This window comes from Sphingomonas sp. Mn802worker, assembly GCF_000382485.1.
GTDB lineage: Bacteria > Pseudomonadota > Alphaproteobacteria > Sphingomonadales > Sphingomonadaceae > Sphingomonas.
Map to the genome: position 1 here is coordinate 1 of NZ_AORY01000007.1, position 21,393 is coordinate 21,393.

Annotated in this window: 22 protein-coding genes; 14 read left to right on the plus strand and 8 right to left on the minus strand. The window is 62.4% G+C overall.

Going from position 1 to position 21,393, the window contains the following annotated elements; all coding sequences use genetic code 11:
• Positions 1-328: 328 nt before the first annotated feature.
• The 3 genes from SMN802W_RS0108355 to SMN802W_RS0108365 are packed head-to-tail and all read right to left on the minus strand — an operon-like array spanning position 329 to position 4,720.
• The gene (locus tag SMN802W_RS0108355; RefSeq protein WP_019516451.1) at positions 329-1,069 is read right to left on the minus strand and encodes an IclR family transcriptional regulator; all 741 of its coding nucleotides are present in this window, start codon (positions 1,067-1,069) and stop codon (positions 329-331) included.
• A 53-nt stretch (positions 1,070-1,122) separates the two neighbouring features.
• The gene (locus tag SMN802W_RS0108360) at positions 1,123-1,797 is read right to left on the minus strand and encodes an RraA family protein (RefSeq protein WP_019516452.1); all 675 of its coding nucleotides are present in this window, start codon (positions 1,795-1,797) and stop codon (positions 1,123-1,125) included.
• 16 nt (positions 1,798-1,813) lie between these two features.
• A complete protein-coding gene (locus SMN802W_RS0108365) occupies positions 1,814-4,720 on the minus strand; it encodes a TonB-dependent receptor domain-containing protein (RefSeq protein ID WP_019516453.1) in 2,907 nt (968 codons plus the stop codon).
• Positions 4,721-4,877: 157 nt separating this feature from the next.
• Here SMN802W_RS0108365 and SMN802W_RS0108370 point away from each other — a divergent pair, with 157 nt between their 5' ends.
• Together SMN802W_RS0108370 and SMN802W_RS0108375 are read left to right on the plus strand one after the other, a co-directional pair.
• Positions 4,878-5,864 (plus strand): hydroxyacid dehydrogenase, encoded by a 987-nt coding sequence (locus SMN802W_RS0108370; RefSeq protein WP_026325911.1) that lies wholly within the window; start codon positions 4,878-4,880, stop codon positions 5,862-5,864.
• 90 nt (positions 5,865-5,954) lie between these two features.
• Positions 5,955-7,259: an MFS transporter gene (locus SMN802W_RS0108375; RefSeq protein WP_019516455.1), complete on the plus strand. Its 1,305-nt coding sequence runs from the start codon at positions 5,955-5,957 to the stop codon at positions 7,257-7,259.
• Positions 7,260-7,374: 115 nt separating this feature from the next.
• On the opposite strand, the gene SMN802W_RS0108380 is transcribed toward SMN802W_RS0108375, so the two are convergent.
• Complete coding sequence (locus SMN802W_RS0108380) at positions 7,375-7,710, minus strand: TfoX/Sxy family protein (protein ID WP_019516456.1); 336 nt, start codon at positions 7,708-7,710, stop codon at positions 7,375-7,377.
• 408 nt (positions 7,711-8,118) lie between these two features.
• Between SMN802W_RS0108380 and SMN802W_RS16730 the strand changes: the two genes are divergently transcribed.
• The 5 genes from SMN802W_RS16730 (at position 8,119) to SMN802W_RS0108405 (ending at position 12,224) form a co-directional block, all read left to right on the plus strand.
• Positions 8,119-9,483 carry a deoxyribodipyrimidine photo-lyase gene (locus tag SMN802W_RS16730; protein WP_274543657.1) on the plus strand — a complete coding sequence of 455 codons (1,365 nt, stop codon included), beginning with the start codon at positions 8,119-8,121 and terminating at the stop codon, positions 9,481-9,483.
• Positions 9,484-9,791: 308 nt separating this feature from the next.
• Positions 9,792-10,733, plus strand: coding sequence for a hypothetical protein (locus tag SMN802W_RS0108390; protein ID WP_019516459.1), 942 nt, complete (start codon positions 9,792-9,794; stop codon positions 10,731-10,733).
• Positions 10,730-11,002 carry a hypothetical protein gene (locus tag SMN802W_RS0108395; RefSeq protein ID WP_019516460.1) on the plus strand — a complete coding sequence of 91 codons (273 nt, stop codon included), beginning with the start codon at positions 10,730-10,732 and terminating at the stop codon, positions 11,000-11,002. Before SMN802W_RS0108390 ends, SMN802W_RS0108395 begins: the two co-directional genes overlap by 4 nt.
• Positions 10,995-11,252, plus strand: coding sequence for a hypothetical protein (locus tag SMN802W_RS0108400; RefSeq protein WP_156818791.1), 258 nt, complete (start codon positions 10,995-10,997; stop codon positions 11,250-11,252). Before SMN802W_RS0108395 ends, SMN802W_RS0108400 begins: the two co-directional genes overlap by 8 nt.
• A 3-nt stretch (positions 11,253-11,255) precedes the next feature.
• Complete coding sequence (locus SMN802W_RS0108405) at positions 11,256-12,224, plus strand: recombinase family protein (protein ID WP_019516462.1); 969 nt, start codon at positions 11,256-11,258, stop codon at positions 12,222-12,224.
• A 277-nt stretch (positions 12,225-12,501) separates the two neighbouring features.
• Here SMN802W_RS0108405 and SMN802W_RS17575 read toward each other — a convergent pair whose 3' ends face one another.
• Entirely contained in the window at positions 12,502-12,873 is a 372-nt protein-coding gene (locus tag SMN802W_RS17575; RefSeq protein WP_156818792.1) for a hypothetical protein, read from the minus strand.
• An 85-nt stretch (positions 12,874-12,958) separates the two neighbouring features.
• Here SMN802W_RS17575 and SMN802W_RS0108415 point away from each other — a divergent pair, with 85 nt between their 5' ends.
• Genes SMN802W_RS0108415 through SMN802W_RS0108425 form a run of 3 tightly spaced genes read left to right on the plus strand, consistent with a single transcriptional unit; the run spans position 12,959 to position 16,301 of the window.
• On the plus strand, positions 12,959-14,518 hold the full coding sequence (locus SMN802W_RS0108415; RefSeq protein ID WP_274543656.1) for a recombinase family protein: 1,560 nt from the start codon (positions 12,959-12,961) through the stop codon (positions 14,516-14,518).
• The gene (locus SMN802W_RS0108420; protein ID WP_019516465.1) at positions 14,518-15,411 is read left to right on the plus strand and encodes a plasmid partitioning protein RepB C-terminal domain-containing protein; all 894 of its coding nucleotides are present in this window, start codon (positions 14,518-14,520) and stop codon (positions 15,409-15,411) included. Before SMN802W_RS0108415 ends, SMN802W_RS0108420 begins: the two co-directional genes overlap by 1 nt.
• On the plus strand, positions 15,408-16,301 hold the full coding sequence (locus SMN802W_RS0108425) for a plasmid partitioning protein RepB C-terminal domain-containing protein (RefSeq protein ID WP_019516466.1): 894 nt from the start codon (positions 15,408-15,410) through the stop codon (positions 16,299-16,301). Before SMN802W_RS0108420 ends, SMN802W_RS0108425 begins: the two co-directional genes overlap by 4 nt.
• A gap of 1,033 nt (positions 16,302-17,334) precedes the next feature.
• On the opposite strand, the gene SMN802W_RS0108440 is transcribed toward SMN802W_RS0108425, so the two are convergent.
• On the minus strand, positions 17,335-17,526 hold the full coding sequence (locus SMN802W_RS0108440) for a hypothetical protein (RefSeq protein ID WP_019516468.1): 192 nt from the start codon (positions 17,524-17,526) through the stop codon (positions 17,335-17,337).
• Positions 17,527-17,580: 54 nt separating this feature from the next.
• Between SMN802W_RS0108440 and SMN802W_RS0108445 the strand changes: the two genes are divergently transcribed.
• Together SMN802W_RS0108445 and SMN802W_RS18235 are read left to right on the plus strand one after the other, a co-directional pair.
• Entirely contained in the window at positions 17,581-17,961 is a 381-nt protein-coding gene (locus SMN802W_RS0108445) for a thermonuclease family protein (protein WP_156818793.1), read from the plus strand.
• 118 nt (positions 17,962-18,079) lie between these two features.
• Complete coding sequence (locus tag SMN802W_RS18235; protein ID WP_156818794.1) at positions 18,080-18,253, plus strand: hypothetical protein; 174 nt, start codon at positions 18,080-18,082, stop codon at positions 18,251-18,253.
• Here SMN802W_RS18235 and SMN802W_RS0108455 read toward each other — a convergent pair.
• Positions 18,250-19,113 (minus strand): hypothetical protein, encoded by an 864-nt coding sequence (locus SMN802W_RS0108455; RefSeq protein WP_026325913.1) that lies wholly within the window; start codon positions 19,111-19,113, stop codon positions 18,250-18,252. The genes SMN802W_RS18235 and SMN802W_RS0108455 overlap by 4 nt on opposite strands.
• Positions 19,114-19,234: 121 nt before the next feature.
• On the opposite strand from SMN802W_RS0108455, the gene SMN802W_RS18240 reads away from it, so the two are divergent.
• Positions 19,235-19,759, plus strand: coding sequence for a hypothetical protein (locus tag SMN802W_RS18240; RefSeq protein WP_156818795.1), 525 nt, complete (start codon positions 19,235-19,237; stop codon positions 19,757-19,759).
• 157 nt (positions 19,760-19,916) lie between these two features.
• Positions 19,917-20,579: a PAS domain-containing protein gene (locus tag SMN802W_RS0108465; RefSeq protein WP_026325914.1), complete on the plus strand. Its 663-nt coding sequence runs from the start codon at positions 19,917-19,919 to the stop codon at positions 20,577-20,579.
• 94 nt (positions 20,580-20,673) lie between these two features.
• Here the strand turns inward: SMN802W_RS0108465 and SMN802W_RS0108470 are convergent, their stop codons facing one another.
• Positions 20,674-21,327, minus strand: a complete 654-nt coding sequence (locus tag SMN802W_RS0108470) for a hypothetical protein (RefSeq protein WP_019516474.1) — start codon at positions 21,325-21,327, stop codon at positions 20,674-20,676.
• Positions 21,328-21,393: the final 66 nt, after the last annotated feature.

Genomic DNA, 21,393 nt, shown 5'->3' on the forward strand with positions numbered 1-21,393 from the left:
TCAACTCCACACATCGACAAGCGCACTGAAGCCCATCAGCGCAACGAGAAAGCTGTTAACTGCCTCGTGCGCGCTTTCGGTCGACACAAACTTGAGTTCGGTAGCTGTCTCCGGCTGCACTAGCTCTCGGTCGCCGCCAATCTGTAATCGCTTTACCATATAACCCTTATGACACTCTGGGGGGTAGGTGTGCTGGCTGAAGATCACCTGCTCCCGAAACCGCCGTTCCAGCGAGTGCTAACAAACCCGATCTAGCTTACATGAACGGACGGCAGAAGTGCGGATGCCGTTTAAAGGCCCGGACTGTCGCCTTCTGGGTCAGCCTGAACTAAGTGGCTAGTGCAATAGGCACGCGATAGATGGCGTCTGCTTGACCGCCTAAGGTGCGGCAAAGGTTTAGTCCCGCCTGCAGCAGTGGAAGGGCGAGTTCGGCGGCCCTGTTCTTGCTCAATCTAGCATCCGGACCAGCCAAGCTCAGCGCGCCCACCAGTCGATCACCATGTCCGATGATCGGTACCGACATTGATGCCACGTGAGCCGTCGTCACACCGACGGTGTACAAGGGAAGCGGTGGGAGATCGGGCCGGTAATCCGGCCATCGCTCGAACAACGCCAGCAACTGTGCCGAAGCCGAGGCATCCATCGGACGTTGAGTGCCGGGTTGAACGTCCAAGCGCAAACTGCTCGGCGAGTTCACGCGGAATAAACAAAGGCGAACGTCAGCCTGTCGGACGTAGAAGGTCGAGGTCTCACCGGTCGAGGACGCCAGCTTGGCAAGCACCGGCATGACGTGACGCTCGAGATCGTTGCCTTCTTGGTAGATGTTCGCGAGGCGGACGACTTCGCTGCCGAGCTGATATTGGCCGTCGGGCATGCGCACGAGCAGCCCATGTCGTTCGAGCGACACCGCCAGCCGCATGATCGTGCTCTTCACCAGCCCGGTGCGCTCGGCGAGCGCGACGAGGCCGAGCGCGCCATCTCCTTGTTTGAAGGCGGTCAGCAGCGTCAAACCGCGCTCCAGCGCCGCCACGCCCTCGGATGCGGGTCGTTCCTTCACCACTGTCGCCATGCCAAACCCCTCGTCCAGCAGCGACCTATAGCGTCGTCAACGCGTCCGCGTCATCACAGCCCTTCGCAGCCGAGCCGCTTCAACGTTTCGTCGACCCAGGCGCGCGGGTTCTCGCCGCGACGGATCTTCTCCATCTGCGCGGTTTCCGCCGCGTGCTTGGCGCTCGCGGTCGCGAACACGGTTTCCGCTTCCTCCAACCGGACGCAGACGAGGCCGTCGTCGTCGCCGAGCAGTAGGTCGCCGGGGCGGATGACCATGCCCTCGATTGCGATCGGCACGTTCACTTCGCCTGGTCCGTCCTTGTACGGCCCACGGTGGGTGATGCCGGCGGCGAACACGGGGAAGGCGTTCTCACGAATGGTCTTCGCGTCGCGGATCGCACCGTAGATGACGATGCCAGCGATGCCGCGGGTCTCTGCATAAGCCGTCATCAACTCACCGATCAGCGCGTTGGTCAGGTCGCCGCCCGCGTCGACGACGACCACGTCGCCCGGCTCGGCGAGGTCGAGCGCCTTGTGCAGCATCAGATTGTCGCCCGGCCGCGCCTTCACGGTCACTGCCGGACCCGCGAGCACGCCGCCGGCGTGCATCGGGCGAAGCGAGGCGCCGCCCGCCACCATGCGGCCCATCGCGTCGCTGACGTTGGCGACGGGCAGGTCGGCGAACCGGCGGACAAGCTCCGCCGGGATGCGCTGCGTGACGGGGTGGATTCGAAAGCCGATCGGCATAGAAGCTCCGATGATCTTAGAAGGAGAAGCGGGCGCCGACACGGAACAGCCGGCCGGACGTGTCATAAAGCGCGGTGTTGGTCGCAACCGGGATTGAGCCGTCGCCGGGCGCGTAGGGCGGTTTGGTGTTCAGGATGTTCGACACGTTTAGGTAAAGTTCGGCACCCTTGCCGACCTGATCGAACTTGTAGCCGATCTGTCCGTCCCAATAGGCTTGCGCCTTGATGTTCTGCAGGTCGACAAGTGCAGGGCCGCGTGTGTTGTCGTAGCGACCCGCGCCAATGAAGCGCACCTGGTTGAAGACGTTGAAATTGCCTTTGTAGAAGTCGCTCTGCGCATTGAAGCGCCAGTGCGGGTTGGCGCTAATGCCGACCTCGCCCGCACGATCGATCGACGGCGATCCGGGCGTGGTGGTGGCGAGCTCCCCGACGTAGGAGACGATCGTGCGCAGCGACAAGGTCGCGTCAGTGTCGATGAACGACGACAGCGGCACGCGGTAGCTCGCCTCGATATCGACGCCGTTGGTGGTCAGCTCTGACAGGTTGATCGGGAAAGCGAGCAGACCGGTCAGGTTGCCAGCGGCATCGCGTTGTACCAGCGACTGCGCAATAACGTTGCCCGCGAACGCCTGATCGAGCGTCTGCTGGCCGGTCAGCGTGCCGATCGCGTCGTTGATCTTGATGTCGTAATAATCGACCGACAGGCTCAGCCCCGGCACGAAGGAGGGCGTAAACACCGCGCCCAAGGTCAGCGTGTCCGCCTTTTCCGGTTGCAGAGCTGTGTTGCCGCTGTTGGTCACGAAGATGCCCGACAGGCGAACGTTACCCTTGAACGGATCGGTGACGGTCACTGTGTTGGTGCGTCCGCTGGTGAACAGCTCGGACAGGTTGGGCGCGCGGATGTCGCGCGACCGGGTGCCGCGCAGGCGCAGCGAGTCGATCGGCTTCCAGCTGAGCCCGGCCTTCCATGTCGTCACACCGCCGCTGGTCGAGTAATCGGTGTATCGGACGGCACCATTGAACTCGAGGTCTCGGAACAAGGTGACGTCGCGCAGCAGCGGAATGATCGTCTCGAGATAGCCTTCCTTGACGTCATAATCGCCTGACCACGGCTGCGGGTTGGCAAACAGGAAAGCGCCCGCGCGTGACAGCGGATCGACCGAGAGTTCGGCTTGTTCCTTGCGGTACTCGAAGCCGGTCGCAAACGAGATTGGGCCGGCCCAGCCCTCGAACGCAGTGCCGGACACGTTGATCGCCGCCACGTCTTCCTTGAAGGTCGAGTTGGTCCGGCTGGTGCCGCGCGTGTAGGCGAGCGCTGCGGCCGAGGGCGATCCTTGTCCGAAAACGTTAAACGGCGAACAGCCGTTGCCGGGGTCGGTCAGGGTCGATCGGCAGACGATCTGTCCGTTGGCAGGATTGACCACCGCGTCGACCGCGCGGGTGAAGTTCGCGGTAATTTCATTGTTGAGCACGTCGGTGCGCTGCTTGGTGCGACCGTGCTGGTAGTAGCCGTTGATCTTCAGGCCGGCGACCTCGCCCTTGAACCCGCCGACGTAGCGACCCGTGTCGGTCTTGATCGCGACATCGGTCAGCCCGCCTTCGACCGAATAGCGCAGCATGCTCAGCGTCGACACTTGCGGGTTGGCGGCCAGTAGCGCGCGCACATCCTGCGGAAGGAAGGCGTTGTCGCGTCGGATGGTGATCGGGTTGGTCGTTTGATGGCGATTGACCGAGGTCGAGTAGCGCGTATCGGTGGTGCCGTAGGACGCCTCGCCGAAGACCGAGAAGTTGCTGGTCAGGTCGTATTCGGCACGCCCGAAAAACGCGGCGCGCTCGAGCGGACGGTTGATCTCCTGAAACAGCTCGGAGTCGACGCCGTCGCCGCCGATCTGCTGGGTTGTCGTCAGGTACGAACCGAAATTGTACCGCGACACGCTGCCGCCCGGACCGAATTGCAGGCCGCGGAACGCTGCATTCTGCGCTGCACTACCTCCGCTGCCGCCCGTGATGAGCCCGCCGTAGGTGCCGATCACGCGCACGTCCTGCGCCGAGATCAATGCCGGGCCGCCAGCGGGGCCGTTGATCAGGTTCGAGCCGCGCCGTGCCCAATCGCGCGCGCCTTCGAGGATGCCCTCGTTCTTGTAATATTCGGCACTAGCGATGAGGTGGAGGCGATCGTCGAGCAGCGCGATACCGCCCGTCAGCACCGCGCGACGCTCCGCATTGTCGCCCTCTGTCGAGACGCCCGAGGTCACCTCGCCCTTCAGTCCTTCGTACTTGGTGTCGAGCACGAAGTTCACGACACCAGCGACCGCATCCGACCCATAAGCGGCCGAAGCGCCGCCCGTAACGACGTCGACGCGCTGCACGAGCCCGGCGGGCAGCAGGTTGACGTCCACGGTCCCGAACTGACTCGCCGCGACGAAGCGTCGGCCGTCGAGCAGCGTCAGCGTGCGGACGGTGCCGAGATTGCGCAGGTTGAGGAATGCCTGCCCGCCGCCCTGCGTGCCGCTCGCGCGTTGCGGGCCGGTTGTCGCGGTCAATGCGGGGATCGTGCGCAGTGAATCGGCGAGCGTCGAAGGCGACGATTTCACCAACTGGTCGGTGTTGATCACCGTGACCGGGGTCGGGGTGGTGAAGCCGCTGCGTCCGATGCGTGATCCGGTGACGACGATGTCGCTTGCTATTTGTGGTGCGGCGGTATCGGTCGGGGCCGTTTCCGCCGTCTGATCGCCCTGGCGCTGCACGGCCTCCGGCGCCGTCTGCGGGTCGGCTTGTGTCTCGTCCGGTTGCGGGGCGGCGGCTGCGGCGCGATCGATTGGCGGAACAGTTTGGGCGAGCGCAGCCGGCGCCAGGAGCGTGGACGTGGCGCTCGCCAGCAGAAGTGCGCGGCGCGGCAGCGATGGCAGGGCGGTGAAACGCATAGAACCTCTCCTGATTGCGTCCGTGTTCGGATCGTCCACGCGACTTAAACGAACGCGTGAGCTGCGCAACCATATTCTGAAACGTCGTTGCAAAAACACTTAAGCCATCTATGCTGATCGACAAGGGGCATTCAAACCCGTCGGATGAGGAGCTCGCATGACTAAGGCTGTTTCGGTGCTCGTAATCGGTGGCGCATTGTCACCTGCCGCCGAGGCGGAAGCTGCAACCCGCGGGCTGTCGCTGACCACATGTGGGCCCTATCCGGATGCGTCGGCGCTGGCCGATGAGGCCAATGCCGTCGATGCGCGAGCCTTGATCCTGCGTCTCGGACGCATCCCACGCGAGGCTGTCGAACTGATGCCCGACGTGCGGATCATCGCGAAACACGGTGTCGGTACCGACGGGATCGATCTGGATGCCGCGGCGGAGCGCAATGTGCCGGTCGTCGTGGCGGTGGGCGCGAACGCCCAGTCGGTCGCCGAGCAGGGACTGGCGCTGCTGCTCGGCGTCGCCCGCTCGACCGCACTGCTCGATCGTCGCATCCGCGCCGGTCACTGGGACAAGGCGACCTACGCGGGTGGCGAGATTTCGGGCAAGTCGGTCGGGTTGATCGGCCTGGGCGCGATCGGCCGCGCGTTTCTGGCATTGCTGCAGCCGTTCGGCGTCACCGCGCGAATCTACGATCCGTACCTATCGGACGATCTGCTGCCATCGCATGCGGAGCGCGTCGATACCGTCACGGCACTGCTGGAGGGGAGCGACATCGTCAGCCTCCATTGCCCGCTGACGGCGGAGAACCGCGGTCTGATCGACGCGGACGCGATCACGCGAATGAAGCCGGGCGCGATCATCATCAACACCGCACGCGGCGAGCTGATCGACGAGGATGCGCTGGTCGCGGCGCTGCGCGACGGTCATCTGGGTGGCGCGGGTCTCGATACCTTTGCCCGCGAGCCGATCACACCCGACCATCCGCTGCTCGCGCTCGACAATGTCGTCGTCAGCCCGCACGTCGGCGCGAACACCCGCGAAGCGCGCGCGCGGGTGGGCGTGCGCTGCATCGAGCAGATCGCCGACTATCTCGAACGCGGGACGCTTGATCCGCGCAACCACGCCAATGCGCGCGCGCGCGCAACCGTTTAACGCGCCCGGGGGCCGAACGAGCGCGATCGCACGAGAACCAACCCCCGACGCGAAGACGTGCGGGAGCTGAACATAAGCCAGGAGAGACACATGGACGCGGACGCGACGATCGAGATGCGCACCATGCGCAAGGTCACCTGGCGGCTGCTGCCGTTTCTGATGCTCTGCTACCTGCTGGCGTTCATCGATCGCGCGAACGTCGGCATGGCGTCCTTGCAGATGAACGCCGATCTCGGCCTGTCGTCGCGCGTGTTCGGTTTCGGCGCCAGCCTGTTCTTCGTCGCCTACTTCCTGATGGAAGTGCCCAGCAACCTGATGCTGCAGAAGGTCGGTGCGCGCTATTGGATCGCACGCATCATGGTGACTTGGGGACTGGTGTCGGCGGCCATGGCCTTCGTGTGGGATGCGCCGTCCTTCTACGTCATGCGTTTCCTGCTCGGCGCCGCCGAGGCGGGCTTTTTTCCGGGCGTGGTGCTGTACCTGACCTATTGGATGCCGCCGCGCTATCGTGGGCGCACCTTGGCGCTGTTCGCAGTCGCCATCCCGCTGTCGAGCTTCGTCGGGTCACCCCTTTCGGGGTTGCTCTTGTCGATGAACGGCTTGGTCGGGCTTCGGGGCTGGCAATGGTTGTTCATCTGTGAAGGCGTGCCAACCGTGCTGCTTGGATTGACGTGCCTGAAGGTGCTGACCGACCGGCCCGCTGACGCTGCTTGGTTGACCGATGCGGAACGTGCCTGGCTGACGAACGCGCTCGCCCCCGCGGCGGGGCAGAAGCCGATGGTGAACGGCTCGATTTGGCAATTGGCACGAACACCTGCGTTCTGGGCGATGGTCATTGCCTGCTCTGGCGCATCGGCGGCGGGCAGCGTGTTGGGCGTATGGCAGCCGCAGTTGCTCAAGTCGTTCGGCCTGACCGACTTGCAGACCGGTCTGGTCAACTCGGTACCCTACGGGATTGCCGCGCTCGCGATGGTTCTTTGGGGCCGCCACTCCGATGCAACCGACGAACGGCGCTGGCATACTGCATTGCCGCTGTTGTTGATCGCGGTCGGTGCGATCGGCACGTTCGCGCTGACCGGCCTTCTTCCCACGTTGCTTCTGCTGACGTTCGTGCTGGCTGGCGCTTACTGCTTCAAGGGGCCGTTCTGGAGCATGGCGTCGAGCTGGCTGTCGACGGGCACCGCCGCCGCAGGCATCGCCGCGATCAACGCCACGTCGAACCTGATCGGCGGCGGGTTGATGGTGAACGTCTACGGTGTGGTTCACGACGCGACGGGCAGCTACGTATTGGCGTTGCTGCCGCTGGCTGGCTTAACCGTCGCAAGCGCAGTTGCCGTTGTTCTTGTTGGTCGAGCGGCGGCGGAAACGTCAAAGTCAAAGGCTCCAGCGTTCTAAAACAGCGCTTCATCCAAGCTGTAACCTCGCCTCGACTGATTAACGAACGTCGGGTTTGGGGAAGCGCAACACGCGCGCTGAGCGTCGATTTCTGGGTCTCGCCCGCCGCCAGCGATCAAGCGTCTCGCTTCGATTTCCGCGGCTTGGGTGTCGGCAGCTCGGCCGCCGTGATGCGCAGCAATTCGCCGAGCCACTCGGCATCATCCCATCGATCGGCCGCAATGAGCATCTGCGGCTTGGCACCTGGATACGGCGGAGCGTCTGACACCGGATCGGCATGAGCGCGCCCCGACAGTGTTGGCTTGATGAAGAGCTGATCGTCGCAGACCGAACCGATCATCTTGCCGTCGACGTAGACGCCGTACTCTCCAAACATGGGCTTGGCTGTGACCCCGCCAGCCCCGGCCGTCTGTTCAAGCAGAAATTCGATCGTGCGTTGCTGCGTCGCCATGGAGAAAACCTAACAGACGAGCGATGCCGCGCACAGCACAGCGACGATAGTTCGCTGCCCGAGGCGGTGAACGCGCGGCAGCTCTCCGGGAAGGTCAGATGCCGCTGAACGGCGGATTGTGGGTCATCGACTGATTTAGGCCGCTCGTGTGCTGACGCCAGAAATACTCGGCTTTTGTGCCTTGACATTAGGTGAAGGTGGCTAGCCGAACAGCCGGGTATAGCCTGCTCACCCGCTGACTGTCGGTGACAAAATGAGCGACTTCCGCGCTTTGCGGCGTTGGCGCTGAAGCAAGGAGAACGCTTGGTGATCACCGAAGTCCTAACCGCAGTGTGGAGAGAGGCACCGCGAGTGCGCCTGCTCACCGACCAACCTGTGGTTTGAGGTGGCCGCTACGTCCTCTGCTGGCTGCAGCAGGCACTGCGTGCCCGGGATAATCCTGTTATCGACGCAGCCGTCCGTCTGGGCAATGCGCTCGGCGTACCCGTGCTGGTCTACCACGGCGTTCGGGAGGATTACCCTTACGCATCCGATCGGCTGCACCGCTTCATCCTGGGCGCCAGCGTGGATCTCGCTGCCGGCTGCCGCGAGCGAGGGCTCGCGTGCGTGCAGCACGTTGATCGCGCCGAGAGACGGGAAAAAGGGTTGGTTCATCGCCTCGCCGCAGAAGCTGCGGCAGTGGTGCTGGAAGATCAGCCGACCTTTGTCGCGCGCTGGCAGGCCGAGCGCGTCGCCGCGGCGGCTAAGGTGGCGGTGTTGGCCGTCAACGCCGCCTGCCTGGTTCCACCGGCGCTGCTCGGCCACGATACTCGCGGTCGATCCGCCTTCCTGCGCCGGCACGAGCCGGAGCGCGCTGCCTGGTCGACGTGGAATGACGAGACTTCCGAGGTGGTGCCCTACGCGGGTGACCTGCCGTTCACGCCCGACTCGCTGGAAGACCTCGACCTCGACGATCTGGTCGCGAGCCTCGACATAGACCATTCCCTACCCGTCAGCGAGATGCACCCACCCGGCCATGTTGCAGCGAGCGAGCGCCTCGCCCGCTTGGTCGACGAGACCCTGCCAGTCTACGTCGCGGCCCGAAACGACGCCACGCGGAGCGAGAGCGCCAGCGGCCTTTCTCCCTATCTTCACTTCGGAGTGCTCGGTCCACGCGAGATCATGGCGGCGGTGAACGGCGCTTCGGCAGGCGGTCAGCACAAGCGCAAGTTCGCGGACGAGCTGCTCGGCTGGCGTGAATGGTTCCACTATCAGGCCAGACAGCTGGCGGCACCGGAAAAATACGACCGCATCGCTGATTGGGCTCGCCGCACGCTTGCCGACCACGCCGCCGATCCCCGACCCGAGATGGAGACGGTCACTGCCATGTTGGCGGGAGAAACGCGCGACGAGACGTGGAACGCATGTCAACGGCAGTTCCTCATCGATGGCTGGATGCACAACAACCTGCGGATGTACTGGGGCAAGCGGATCATCGCGATGACGGCCAGCCCAGAAGCTGCGTGGGCGACCGCGTGCTACCTGAACGATCGGCTCAGCCTCGACGGTCGAGATCCGAGCACCTACGGCAACATCGCCGCCATGTTCGCCGGCTCGCCATCCGATCGGGAAAGACCGATCTACGGGCGTGTGGCCACACGTGGTGACGGTTCCACGCGCAAGAGAGAAGGAGGTGACGCATGGCTTGCAGCGTCGGCAACTCGGCCAACACCGCAGCTGTCCATAGAAGAGGTGCCAGTCGACCTCTATCTCACCGGCCAGCCGACAATTTGAGCAGTTGCGCGATACGCGCCGGTCGAGACCGCTGCCGGGCTGAACGAACGACCGCTGCTACGAAGCAACGAGAAACCTTCTAATGACCGGCAAGGGGTCGTTCAGCTGGACACTCGCAAGCGCATGTCGATCGCCGCGTCCTTCCGGCCTCTTTTTTCAACCTGATGCCACGCCGAGAAGGCGCTACTCTCGAGCGCGCATCAGCGTCCCACTCACGCTACCCAGAGTACAGACTAGGCTTACGGTCGATCAATGATTGTGGGATAATGACATCGCTACATCGCCAGCCTTGTCGAAGACGTGCCACCATGCACTACAATCATCACTACTTCGCCGATATCGTTGCCGCGCCGGCGAGGCTCGACGCCGTCTTCAGCCACATCCAGCAGAGGATGAGCGATATTCACCGTCGTCAGACGTGGAAGGAACTCCGCTATCAGCTACTCGTCAGCGGCGCTCAGCCGTGCGGGACGCTGCCGACCGGGTCGCGCCTTCCGGATACGTCTCGTATCGACCGCGAAGCGTCGGCCATCGAGCTCTACCTTGGGCGACTTGTGGCTCCCGACACGATGAACGATGCGCGCGACACGATCCTGGATGCACTCGGCGGCTTCGAGCTCAGCCAGACAGCCGAAGATCTAGTGCAGCTGCACCAGCTCTGCCCAGCAGGTGCAACGGCGTTGCTCGAGCTTCGCATCGGACGCGGGTTTCGGCTGCTTGAGGCGGCCAAGGATGAAGCATCGCCCTCTTCGCGTCTCCAGCTCAGCGAATGTGACCATCTCATCTCCGAAATGGCGCGCATCCGGGTAGCCAACATGCTGCGGATTATCGCCACCGACTGCGCCGAGCAGCTTCACCGACCGTTCGGCTGGGCAGCCGTCGACGATCTCGAGCATCCCGGGACTGGCGGCACGCTCAGAATTGGCACCTTGATCAAGCGCCTGCGTGACGAGATCAAGCTCGCGACGCGTGCCTTCGATCTCTACCGTCGCCAATCCTCGTCCCGGTCCGGTTCTGCCGCGTTACATTCGTCATCCCCAAGAACGGCGGCATCCCTACTGCGTGTCTCTGCCACAGCGATGGCACCCTTCGAAAGCTCGGGCTCACTAAACGGGCGATCGTGCAGCTCGCGGATCGCCACGCGTGGACAGGCTTTCGACTGGATCATGGCGCAAGGGGGCAATCCGCGCTTCCGCAACAAGCCCGAGCGGCCCGACCTCGCGGCGATCATCGAGGCACTTCGCTCGTGAGCGCGCAAGATTTCCAGGACGACACGGAGACGATGCGCCGCTCCGCTCAGGGCTTGCGAACCTTCGACATTGACTATGCCAAGCTGGATTGTGAATGGCGCGTCCTCGCGGACAAGGTGCGGCGCGATCAGCAGTACGGCCCGGCCGAAGTGGCCGATCTCGCCCGCCTGCTCGACCTAACGGATCAGATTACCGCCAACCTGAAAGAAGGCGTGCGGCTCGTCCTCGGCCTGCGCGCGCTCGTAGAGGCGGCGGAGCGGCATGGCTAGCCGCCGACCGCTTGCGCCTGATGAGCAGCACGGAGGCTACGTCGCGCGCATGCCGCCGCCTGACGACGTGTGCCGGCACGTCCTGACCGATCTGCCCGACCGCCTCACCGTGGTGCCGCACGAGGCCGAGCTCCTTCACCATCACCTGCGCGACTGCCTCGCAGCTCTGTTCGGCGGCCATCCCGATCAGCCCGGGATGGAACTCAGCATCGTGGTCAACGATCGTCGACCGAAGAGTTCGAGAGGATAGAGTATGAAGAAAGTGCAGCGCGCCTTTGGCTACGTCCGCGTCAGCGTCGACGAGGACGGCGGCAACAATGCCAGTATCGCCGCGCAAGGCGCCGCGATTCGTGCTCATGCCGAACGTGAGGGCATCGAGATCGTCGAGGTCTTCGAGGACCTGAACGTTTCCGGCAGGAGCAGGTCGCGCAAGCAGTTCGATCGCATGATGGCGCTCGCGACCTCCCCGGAGCGGCCCGTCGATGTCATCATCGTCTACGCGCTCTCCCGCTTCGCTCGGCGCCTGCTCACCCAGGTCACGTCCGAGCACAAGCTTGCCGAGGCGCAGGTCGGCTTGGTATCGCTCACCGAGGGCTTCCCCGACGATCCGAGCGGCCGCATGATGCGCAGCATCGTCGCCGTCATCAACGAGAAGTACGCGCTCGACGCTTCCACCTTCACCCGGCGTGACCGACGCGGCAACGCCGCGCGCGGCTTCTTCAACGGTGGTCCCGTTCCCTTCGGCTACGAGGCGCACACCGCCCTCGTTGAAGGCAAGAAGGAGCCGCGTAAGCTCTTCGTCCAGGAAGAGGAGGCCGCCGTCGTCCGGCTCATCTTCGACCTGGCGCTGCGTGGCTTGGCCGGGCAGCCGATGGGCACGCGCGCGATCGCGGAGCATCTGAACGCCGCCGGCCACCGGCTGCGCGAGCACACCTTCATGCACAGCAGCGTCGACGGCATCTTGAAACGCGAGCATTATGCCGGCTTCTACCTCGATCGCACGGGCGACAGCCGTGGGGTCGACGAGGCGGCGGTCGAGCGTTTCGGACGGCTGCTGTCCAGTCAGCTGCGAGACGGCGCTCCGGCGCAATTACGTGCAGCTGTTCGTGTCGGAGGTGCGCGTGACCCGCGACGACATCGTCGTGCTCGGAACGCCGGCCGCACTCGAGGCGGCGATCGTAGCGACAGGTCAGGACCGTGCGCCAACGGTGCCCAACTTTGACCGGGAGTGGTGCCGCTTACAGGACTCGAACCTGTGACCCCCGCATTACGAAGGCCTGTCTAGCTGGCATGAATAGTGAGTAAAAACAGTGCGATAGTGTCGTTTGGCAGGGCGACCTTACGGTGCACCCACCGATCACCCAGAGTGAGCCAAGCCCATCGGTCAGCCACTTCCTAGTGAAAGCGCTTTGGCGTGGGAAACGCGGAAAAAGCGACCTGCGCCATACCTGCAACGCCCGGTTGGCCAGCGTCTGCAGATCGCGCAGTGCCGTGGGCGATCAGCTTGGTCGCTCGTCGGCCGCTCGGAGCGTTCGAACCGCATTGAGCGCTTCTGCGAGGCCGGCCTCCAAAGCCTCCAGATTGATCCCGATGCCGATCCGATCATAGCCGGTCAAGCGTAGCACCAGACCCATCACCTCTCGCGAGCATCCCGCCAGCTTGAGCAGATGCAAGCTGCTTGGGCTTTTGCGGCCGTTCAACCATGCCCGGGCAGTGTGGTCGGTCACGCCCGTCCATGTCATGATCGTTTTTGACGCGCGCCGGCTGCCGCCAAGTTCATGCTGGAGGGCCAAAGCAATGGACGCTGCAAATTGCCCGTCCGAAAGTAAGACTTGCGATTTCGGTACTCCAGCTCCGCTTTTAAGAACCATGGTTCCGCACCTTTTGGATTAGTGACGACGATGCAGCGGCTTGAGCCGCCGAGCCAATTTGAGGCCGGCGATGGTAATAAAGTGGATGCAGACAGGCGAAGGTGACGCCTCTTCCCCGCCCCCGAAAGTTCGGGCTGCCGAGTATGTCCGCATGTCCACCGAGCATCAAAAGTATTCAACGGACAATCAGTCGGACGCCATCCGGCTCTATGCTGAGCGGCGGGGCTACGAGATCGTCCGCACCTATGCAGACGAGGGAAAGAGCGGACTGAACCTCGGCGGGCGACGGGGGCTGCAGGGCCTCCTGCATGATGTCGAAAACGGAAACGCCGACTTCGAGGCGCTGATCGTCTACGACGTAAGCCGGTGGGGCAGGTTCCAAGACCCAGATGAGGCCGCAACGTACGAGCTGCGGTGCCGGCGGGCCGGCGTGCATGTTCATTATTGCGCGGAGCAGTTCGAAAACGACGGCAGCATCGGTTCGTCGATCATCAAGACCGTCAAGCGGGCGATGGCTGGTGAGTACAGTCGCGAGCTCTCCGTCAAGGTTTTTGCGGGGCAGGCAAACCTGATCCGGCTCGGATACCGGCAAGGCGGTGCGCCCGGTTATGGGTTGCGCAGGATGTTGGTCGATCAAGTGGGCTCGTCGAAGGGGTTGCTCGAGCGCGGCGAACAAAAAAGCATTGCGACAGATCGCGTTATACTTGTCCCTGGCCCCGACGCCGAAATTGACACGGTTCGCGACATCTACCGCATGTTTATTGAAGAGGGTCGCTCGGAACGAGAGATTGCTGAGGTGCTCAACGCGCGCGGCGGCGTCACCGACTGGGATCGTCCCTGGACGCGCGGAGCAGTCCATCAGCTACTCATTAACGAAAAATATATAGGCAACAACGTTTGGGGCCGGACATCCTTTAAGCTCAAGTCTGCTCATGTGCAGAACCCGCCTGAAGACTGGGTGCGCTCGGACGGCGCATTCGACGGCATAATTGATAATGACCTGTTTGATCGCGCTCAGGCGATTATTCGGGCGCGCTCCGATCGTCTAACTGATGAGCGCATGCTGGAAATCCTCCAGCGAATTTTGGAAAGCCAAGGCTACCTGTCTGGGCTGATTATTGACGAGGCCGAGGACTGCCCTTCCAGCAGCGCGTTTCGGTCAAGGTTCGGGAGTTTGCTTCGTGCCTATGCGCTGGTCGGCTTCTCACCCGATCACGACTACCGTTACCTCGAAACAAACCGGAAGCTGCGTGCTATGTACCCCGCCATCGTGCGGACGGTGTTGCATCGAATCGCCGATAGCGGCGGCTCCGTCCTTCAGGATCAGGCGACCGACCTATTGACAATCAACCAGGAGTTCACAGCCTCAGTTGTCATCGTGCGGTGTTTTCAAACCGCTACTGGATCGCTTCGCTGGAAGCTGCGCCTCGACACAGCTTTGAGGCCAGACGTTACGGTCGCTGTGCGAATGGATAGCGCGAACGAGCACGCCCACGACTATTATCTGCTGCCGCGGCTCGATATGCACGAGGCTGTATTGCGCCTCGCAGAGTACAACGGGCTGTCCCTCGATGCCTACAGGTTCGAAACCCTCGACAGCTTCTACCGTATGGCGGCGCGCACCGCGCTTCGTTCGGCCGCCTGATGTCGGCCCTTCCTTCGCAGCGGGTCGAGATGATTCCGGTGGACCGCATTACGGTCGTCAACCCGCGTGTCCGCAACAAGAAGACGTTCAAGGAAATAGTCGACAACATCGCGCAACTTGGCCTTAAGAAGCCCATCACGGTATCCCGTAGAATTGAGGCAGGTGGCCCTTTTTACGATCTGGTTTGTGGGCAAGGCCGGCTGGAAGCATATCAGGCGCTCGGCCAGTCCGTTGTGCCTGCACTCGTCGTCACCGCGGACGCTGAAGATTGCTTAATCGCGAGCCTGGTCGAGAATTGCGCGCGGCGCCAGCATCATGCCATCGATCTGCTGCAGGACATCAGGGGTATGCAGGAGCGCGGCTATTCTATTCCCGAGATCGCGCGAAAGACCGGTTTGTCACTAGAATACGCCAACGGCGTCGCACGTTTGCTCGAGAAGGGCGAGCAACGACTATTAAGGTCGGTTGAAAGCGGCCTCATTCCAGTCAGCGTTGCGGTCGAGATTGCGGAGGCCGAGGACCAGGATGTGCAGGCTGCGTTATCGCATGCCTACGAACGCGGTTTGCTCAAGGGCCGGAAACTCATCGCTGCGAAGCGGCTTATCGAAATGCGGCGGCGGCGCGGCAAGGGGCTAGCTACTACCGGGACAAGATCACGCGAGCGGCTGTCAGCCGATGCCTTGGTCAAGGCGTACCGCGAGGATACTGACCGGAAGCAAGCGCTGATCCGGCGAACCGAGAGCACCAGAAACCGGCTGCTATTTATAACCGAAGCTATCCGCCGGCTGTCGCGCGACGAGCGATTTGTTGCTTTGCTGGAGGATGAGGATCTTGCGACGATGCCGGAAAACATCGGTGCGCGGCTTAGACTGGGGAAAGGCACCGGGGCATGAAGACGCCCCGAGACGCCGCACCTGTCGCAGTCGCGTTTGAGCACGCAACTCTTCGCATCCCGATCAACGACATTGTGCCGCTAAGGAAGGTTCCTGGGAACGTTCGCAAAACGGTTAAATACGGGCAGATTGCCGCGTCAATCACCGAAGTAGGTATCATCGAACCTCCCGTGGTCGCGCGGGACCGGAGCGACGGTAGCCGATATCATTTGCTTGACGGGCATTTGCGGGTCGACTTCCTGCGCGAGCGCGGTGACGCCGAAGTCGTGTGTCTGGTTGCCACCGAAGATGAGGCATTCACCTACAATCGGCGGGTTAGCAGGATCGCCATCATTCAGGAGCACAAAATGATCCTGAATGCCGTGAATAAAGGAGTGTCCGAAGAGCGGCTTGTGCGCGCCCTGAACGTCGACATTGCCAGCATCCGTAAAAAGCGAAACCTGCTAGTCGGCATCTGCTCGGAGGCAGCCGACTTGCTCCGCGACAAGCACGTCCCGTTAACTGCCTTCGTCGAGTTGCGCCGCATGAAACCGATGCGACAGATCGTCGCTGCCGAAATGATGGTGGCGATGAACCGTTATTCTGTCCCCTACGTTAAATCGATTGTTGCAGGTACACCCGACGATCAGATGGTTGAGGGTCGGCAGAAAGTGATCCGCGGCCTCACCGACGAGCAGATTTCGGTGATGGAGCGGGAAGCCGAGGCGCTCGACCGAGAATTTAAAATGATCGAACAGTCCTACGGTGCTGATCACCTCGACCTGGTTCTCGCGACTGGATACTTGCAGCGGCTGCTTGGTAATGTGCGCATCGTAAGGCACCTCGCGCAGCATCACGCGGATTTGCTCAGCGAGTTTCAAAGAATTGCCGAACTCCAGAAGGCAGCATGATGGGGACCCGGACCCGATAAGCGCGGGGACCGCGGGAGACGCCGCACGGTGGGGCGGATCGAGCGCGGCGGTGGGGATGGCGGCGAACCCGCATTGAGCCCACCAAGGGCCCGATAGGGCTTAGGTTGGCGTGCGCTGGTGGGTTCGCTGGTGCACGCCAACTAGACGGAATGCTACACCGACGGTTAGCGGCCCGCTTTAAGGCAGATATAATACAATAATCATTTCAGCACTGGCGGTTGAAGCCGGCGAGCGGTCTGCGGGCCAGATTCTCTAAACGCCCACATGGTAGCCTGCCGTGCGTCTAAGACATTGAGCCACACTGCCTCGAAGGCGCATTCTTGTGTGGCTGGATCAGAGCTTGAGGTGGACGCAAGAGCCAACGACTGATCCGCAGGGAAACCGCCGACAAATGGCTTTGTCGAAAGCTTAAACGCCATCCGTTACTGTTGGTTTGATGCGCACACTACCGATAGTAACTGCACAACAACGTAGACCTTTTAGCGGACCTACGCCGCCGTCCATCTTCTCGTCATTGGCAAGCAGGAGTGGCGAAGCCGTGTCTAGCTCTGCCACCCCTCTCGAAGTCAATAACGGAAGCGGCGACCATAGTACCCGCGCGAACCGCGATAACCGCGATAGTTTCGGTACCCACGGTACCCACGGTACCCGCGATAACCACGATAGTTGCGGTAGCCCCGGTAGCCCCGGTAGCCCCGGTAGCCCCGGTAGTCACGGTTTCGATAGCCGCCACGGTATCCGCGATAGCCTCGGAAGCCACGCCGCGGCGCGTAGTAGCGTCCGCGGTTGAAGTCACGATTGCGGGAGTAGCCCCGGTCGTAGCGGTAGGATTGGGCCGAAGCCTCAGTCGGGGCGACGCTCGCGCCGAACCCTGTGAGCACCATTGCCAAGGCAGCGAAGATGCCCATCAATCTGTTACGCATACACATATCTCCCGGCGCCTCGCGCGCTCGTGGTCGAAAACAGCCAGCCGCACCCCATCGTTCCTGCGGCGAGCGGCTGGCCGGTCCGATCACTTGACCGGCGTTGCTCCCGGCGTGCCGCACTTCGCGAATTTTCCCTTGGCGTCCTTGCAGCGGGTCGACTTCGCTGGTGCCTTTTCGGCGCACTTGATGAACTTGCCTTTCGCACCGCGGCATGGTGCGGCAAGGGCTGGTGCGGTGAGCAGGGCGGATGCGGTGAGCGCGGCAAGCAGCAGCTTCATGTCTCTCTCCATCATACAGCGACAATCCGAGTCGCTGCGCGCAAGGTGCCACGCATGATCGACCTACCGCCAGCCTTCGTCTGTGAAGTTGTAAAGGTGCACGACGGCGACGGGCCGCTGTGGTGCCGCAATGGCGTGAAGGTACGGGTCGCGGGCATCCAGGCGCCTGACTACGAGAGCGCGCAGCCGTGTCGCATCGGGCGGGCGAATTACGTCTGCGACAACCGCCGTGCGGCGGCCAGCCAGCGCGTGACGCAGCGCCTTACCTTGAACAAGCGCCTGACGTGCCAGCCGGTCGACCGGTCCTACCGACGCATCGTCGCACGGTGCATCCTGCCGGACGGCCGCTCGTTGTCTTGCGCCATCCTCGCTGCTGGTGCTGCGACGCGGTGGGACAGCTACTGGCGGCGCTACAGGATGGGCGAATGCCGATGATCGCTGACAGCCATCGCCCAAGCCTGGCACATGTAGCTGTGGTTAAAGTCGTGTTTGGCTATATATCTGCGCCTGATTGAGCGTAATGCGGCGTGGTGGTTGCGTTGAGGGAACGATGATGCCGTCCAAGATCGAGCAGGCGAGACAGCTTATGACGCAGGCGCTGGCTCTCCTCGACGAGGCAGCCGAGTTGCGCGCCGCACCACACCTTGACATGGCGATCCATGAACTGGATCGAGTGTTGGGCAAGGTGCCTGGCGAGAATGCATCAGCATCGATCGAAACGCATTAAAGCAGGCGCAGGCAGCCCCGAAGTTCTGTTATTCGACCAGTCGCGTTCACACTGCCGAGTGATAGCCTGGCGGCTTTCGTCGTCCTTCCTCCGATAAGAACATCTACCCGACTGCCAATGGCGACGCCGGTCGCGAAAACCTCCTCGATCATCTCCGTTACCGTCGGACGGTCGGAAACGGCGACGAGGGCGGTCAGGCGGGTCCCGTTCAGTTGTTCATGAGATGCTTCAATCAGAGCAGCGAGCGAGTGCCTGGGTTCGACGAGCGCGCCGCGCAGATTGAGGCGGAAAGTCGCTGTATCGCCGTCTGCTTCGATGGCGTCGGTCAAGGCCAGCACGCTCGCTTCGCTCTCGTGAAGTTGCTCTGTCGCGGTGGCGTCACGCAGGACGATCACCACGCCGTCTGCGGCTGCGTGCAAACGCGCGACATATTCTCGTTCCGGCCGATCCGGCAGCCTGACCTGGATCTCCTCGCTCGTGCCACTTGCAAGAACGCGGGTGCTGGCCTGCGCGAGAAGGCTACTGGCGGCGAAACTTGCGAGCGGCGTTCGCTGTCGTAGCGTTCGGTGACGGGCCTTTGCCGCACGGTTGTAGTGCGTGATCATGCTGGTGCTATCGAGAATGAGCACGGCGTCATCATAGGCTTCGATGATCGCGCTTAGTTGCTCGTTCGCGTCGGTTAGGGGCGTACCGGCGCGCGCGCACAACGCCTGCATCAGATCGACCGACAGCAACACCAACCGTGGGCGACCGCGATGCACTATGTAGACTGGCGATTGTAGCGAACGCTCCTGCCAAACGCCGAAGTGTCTGACCAGCTCGCTCGCGGAAACCGTCAACTCTGCGTTTGAACCATCCATGTCCTAGAACATGTACGATCTACGTATTCTGCACGAGCGTAGGTTTTTACAGTTGGCATAAATGATGGTGACGTAGGTTAACCATAAAGTGTATGTCAGTGCTTCTCATGGGGGTGGGAACATGACTGTAGAACAATCCAGAGTGGACTTATCTGCAATTTCCAGAGTGTTGCGCGACGTCGCCGCCGGCCATCATCCGGCCGAACGAAAAGCGGAAAGCACCAGTCGTGATGTAGAGCCTGTCAGAGTAGGTTTGACTGTGCTGCCTCTTCGACGGGGTGATAGCGTGAAGAGACCGCCAAGTCCGATCAGCATCAAGGCAAAGGCCCTACGTGATTTACGTAGGGAGATGGCCGGAGCTTTCTCGAGCGGGATGATCGGCGATCCGGCTTTCGACATGTTGCTCGACCTCCTGATCGCTGATGAGGAAGGTTTCCGCATGACCGTCTCAGATCTTCTAAGGGGGGAAGTCCCTCCTACTACCGTGCTACGCTGGCTGACCCGCCTTGAAGACGAGGGAATGGCGGAGCGTGCGCCTGACCCCTTCGACCGGCGACGGTTCTACATATCGCTCACAGAAGACTGCCGATTGAAGGTGCGGAACCTGGTTGAGCAATCTCCTTTGCAGGTGGTTGCACCGGGCTAATCTTAGCTCAATGGAGCCGTTCATGTTTTTTGAGGATGGAACGCTGCCGCGATTGGCGTCGACAACGAGGCCGCCTCACACAACGTGCGTGTTGGCATTCTTGCAAGAGTGGCCGGTCGGCATACATGAACCCGCCTGAAACGAGGATGGGTTAACCATGCCGGCGGGACATTGTGTTTCTTCATTCGAGGGGATCATCCTACAGGCAGATCGAGGCTTCCTTGATCTGTTGCAGCGACGCGAAGACGAGGTGATCGGCGCGTCCTACCGCGACATCACCGACCCGCGTGACCTTGAGTTGAGCGTGCGCATGCTGACGATGCTGGAAGCCGGTGCCGCGCCGGTCCGGTGGCAGAAGCGGTACCTTCGCGCGGACGGATCTTCGATCGCGACCAACCTGCTCGTCACGCGCTTCTCCAATCCGGCCCGTCTCGTCTCGACGCTGTTCTGGCAGGATGACGGCCGGCCGTTGCCACCCGCGAAGCTGTGGGAGGCGGCGCTGCGCATCCGGCACGTCCATGTCGCGCGCGTCAGGCTTTTTGGAAGCGACATGAGTACCGATCCGGTCGGGTCGTTGCTTACCGGTATATATCTGGCAGAGGCTGAAGGTCGAAACGCCGGTCTCGGGCAGGTCGCGGACTATGCCGCCCTTGCAGCGCCTGTTGCCGAGCGGTGGGTCAGGCTGTTGCAGCAGCGTGAGATCGTCGAAGCTTCAGATGGCATGCACGACATAAGGCTGACAAAGACCGGGCTCGATCGCGTCGAGACGATGCTTGCGGCCGTCTACGAAGCGCCAGACGCCGCTGTTCTGCTGCGATGAGGTTCAGGAAAGCCGGCCGCGCTCTGCTGCTTGGGGGGCAGAGGGAATAAGCGCGGCCGGCGACGAGACTGCGCCGCGGCAGCCTCGTAGCTCTCTACCTGGATTTGATCTCTGCGACCGGCGTCAGCACAGGCTTGGCGACCGGAGCCATCTGTACGGCCGGCTGCGCTGTCGGTGATCCTACTATCAGCGGCACCGGTCCGGCTGCTGCCATCGTCAGTGGCACATCCTCATCGACGAAGCCTTTCACAGGAAAGCCGAGCGGTATCTTCGCGCTGGTGCCCGTCATGAAGAAGCCCGCTACAGGTACCACCGCCAAGGCGCCGACGACGCCAGCGGTACCGGTTACCCCCTTATCGTCGAAACCGCCGCTCAGGCGTATCTGACGTCCATTCACGGTCACATACATGATGCGGGCGGTCAGATGGCCAGACTTGCCCCACATGCCCTTGTTGCGCACCTCGGTGATCTCGCCCACGGCTGGCGAGCCTGCCGGAATGACGACCTGGTTCTGCAGGGACACGTTTTCGGCCACCTCCATGTGGAAGCGCTGGCCGACTTTGAGCTTCTTGCCCTTGGTGGTCAGCTCTTCCGACAATCTCAACGGCACCTCGGTCCCGGTCCGCATGACGGCCGAGTTGTAGACCGGCGTGGCGACCGGCGCTGTCGTCGCAGGCATGACGACCTGAGCCATCGCGGTCGAGCACGCGAACGACGAGGCGCAGGCAAGCGCCATGAACTTGATCATCTGTTGTCTCCCCCGCTGAATTGTCCCCACAATCCCGCTGCAAGGGATGATGCAGGATCAAGCCCG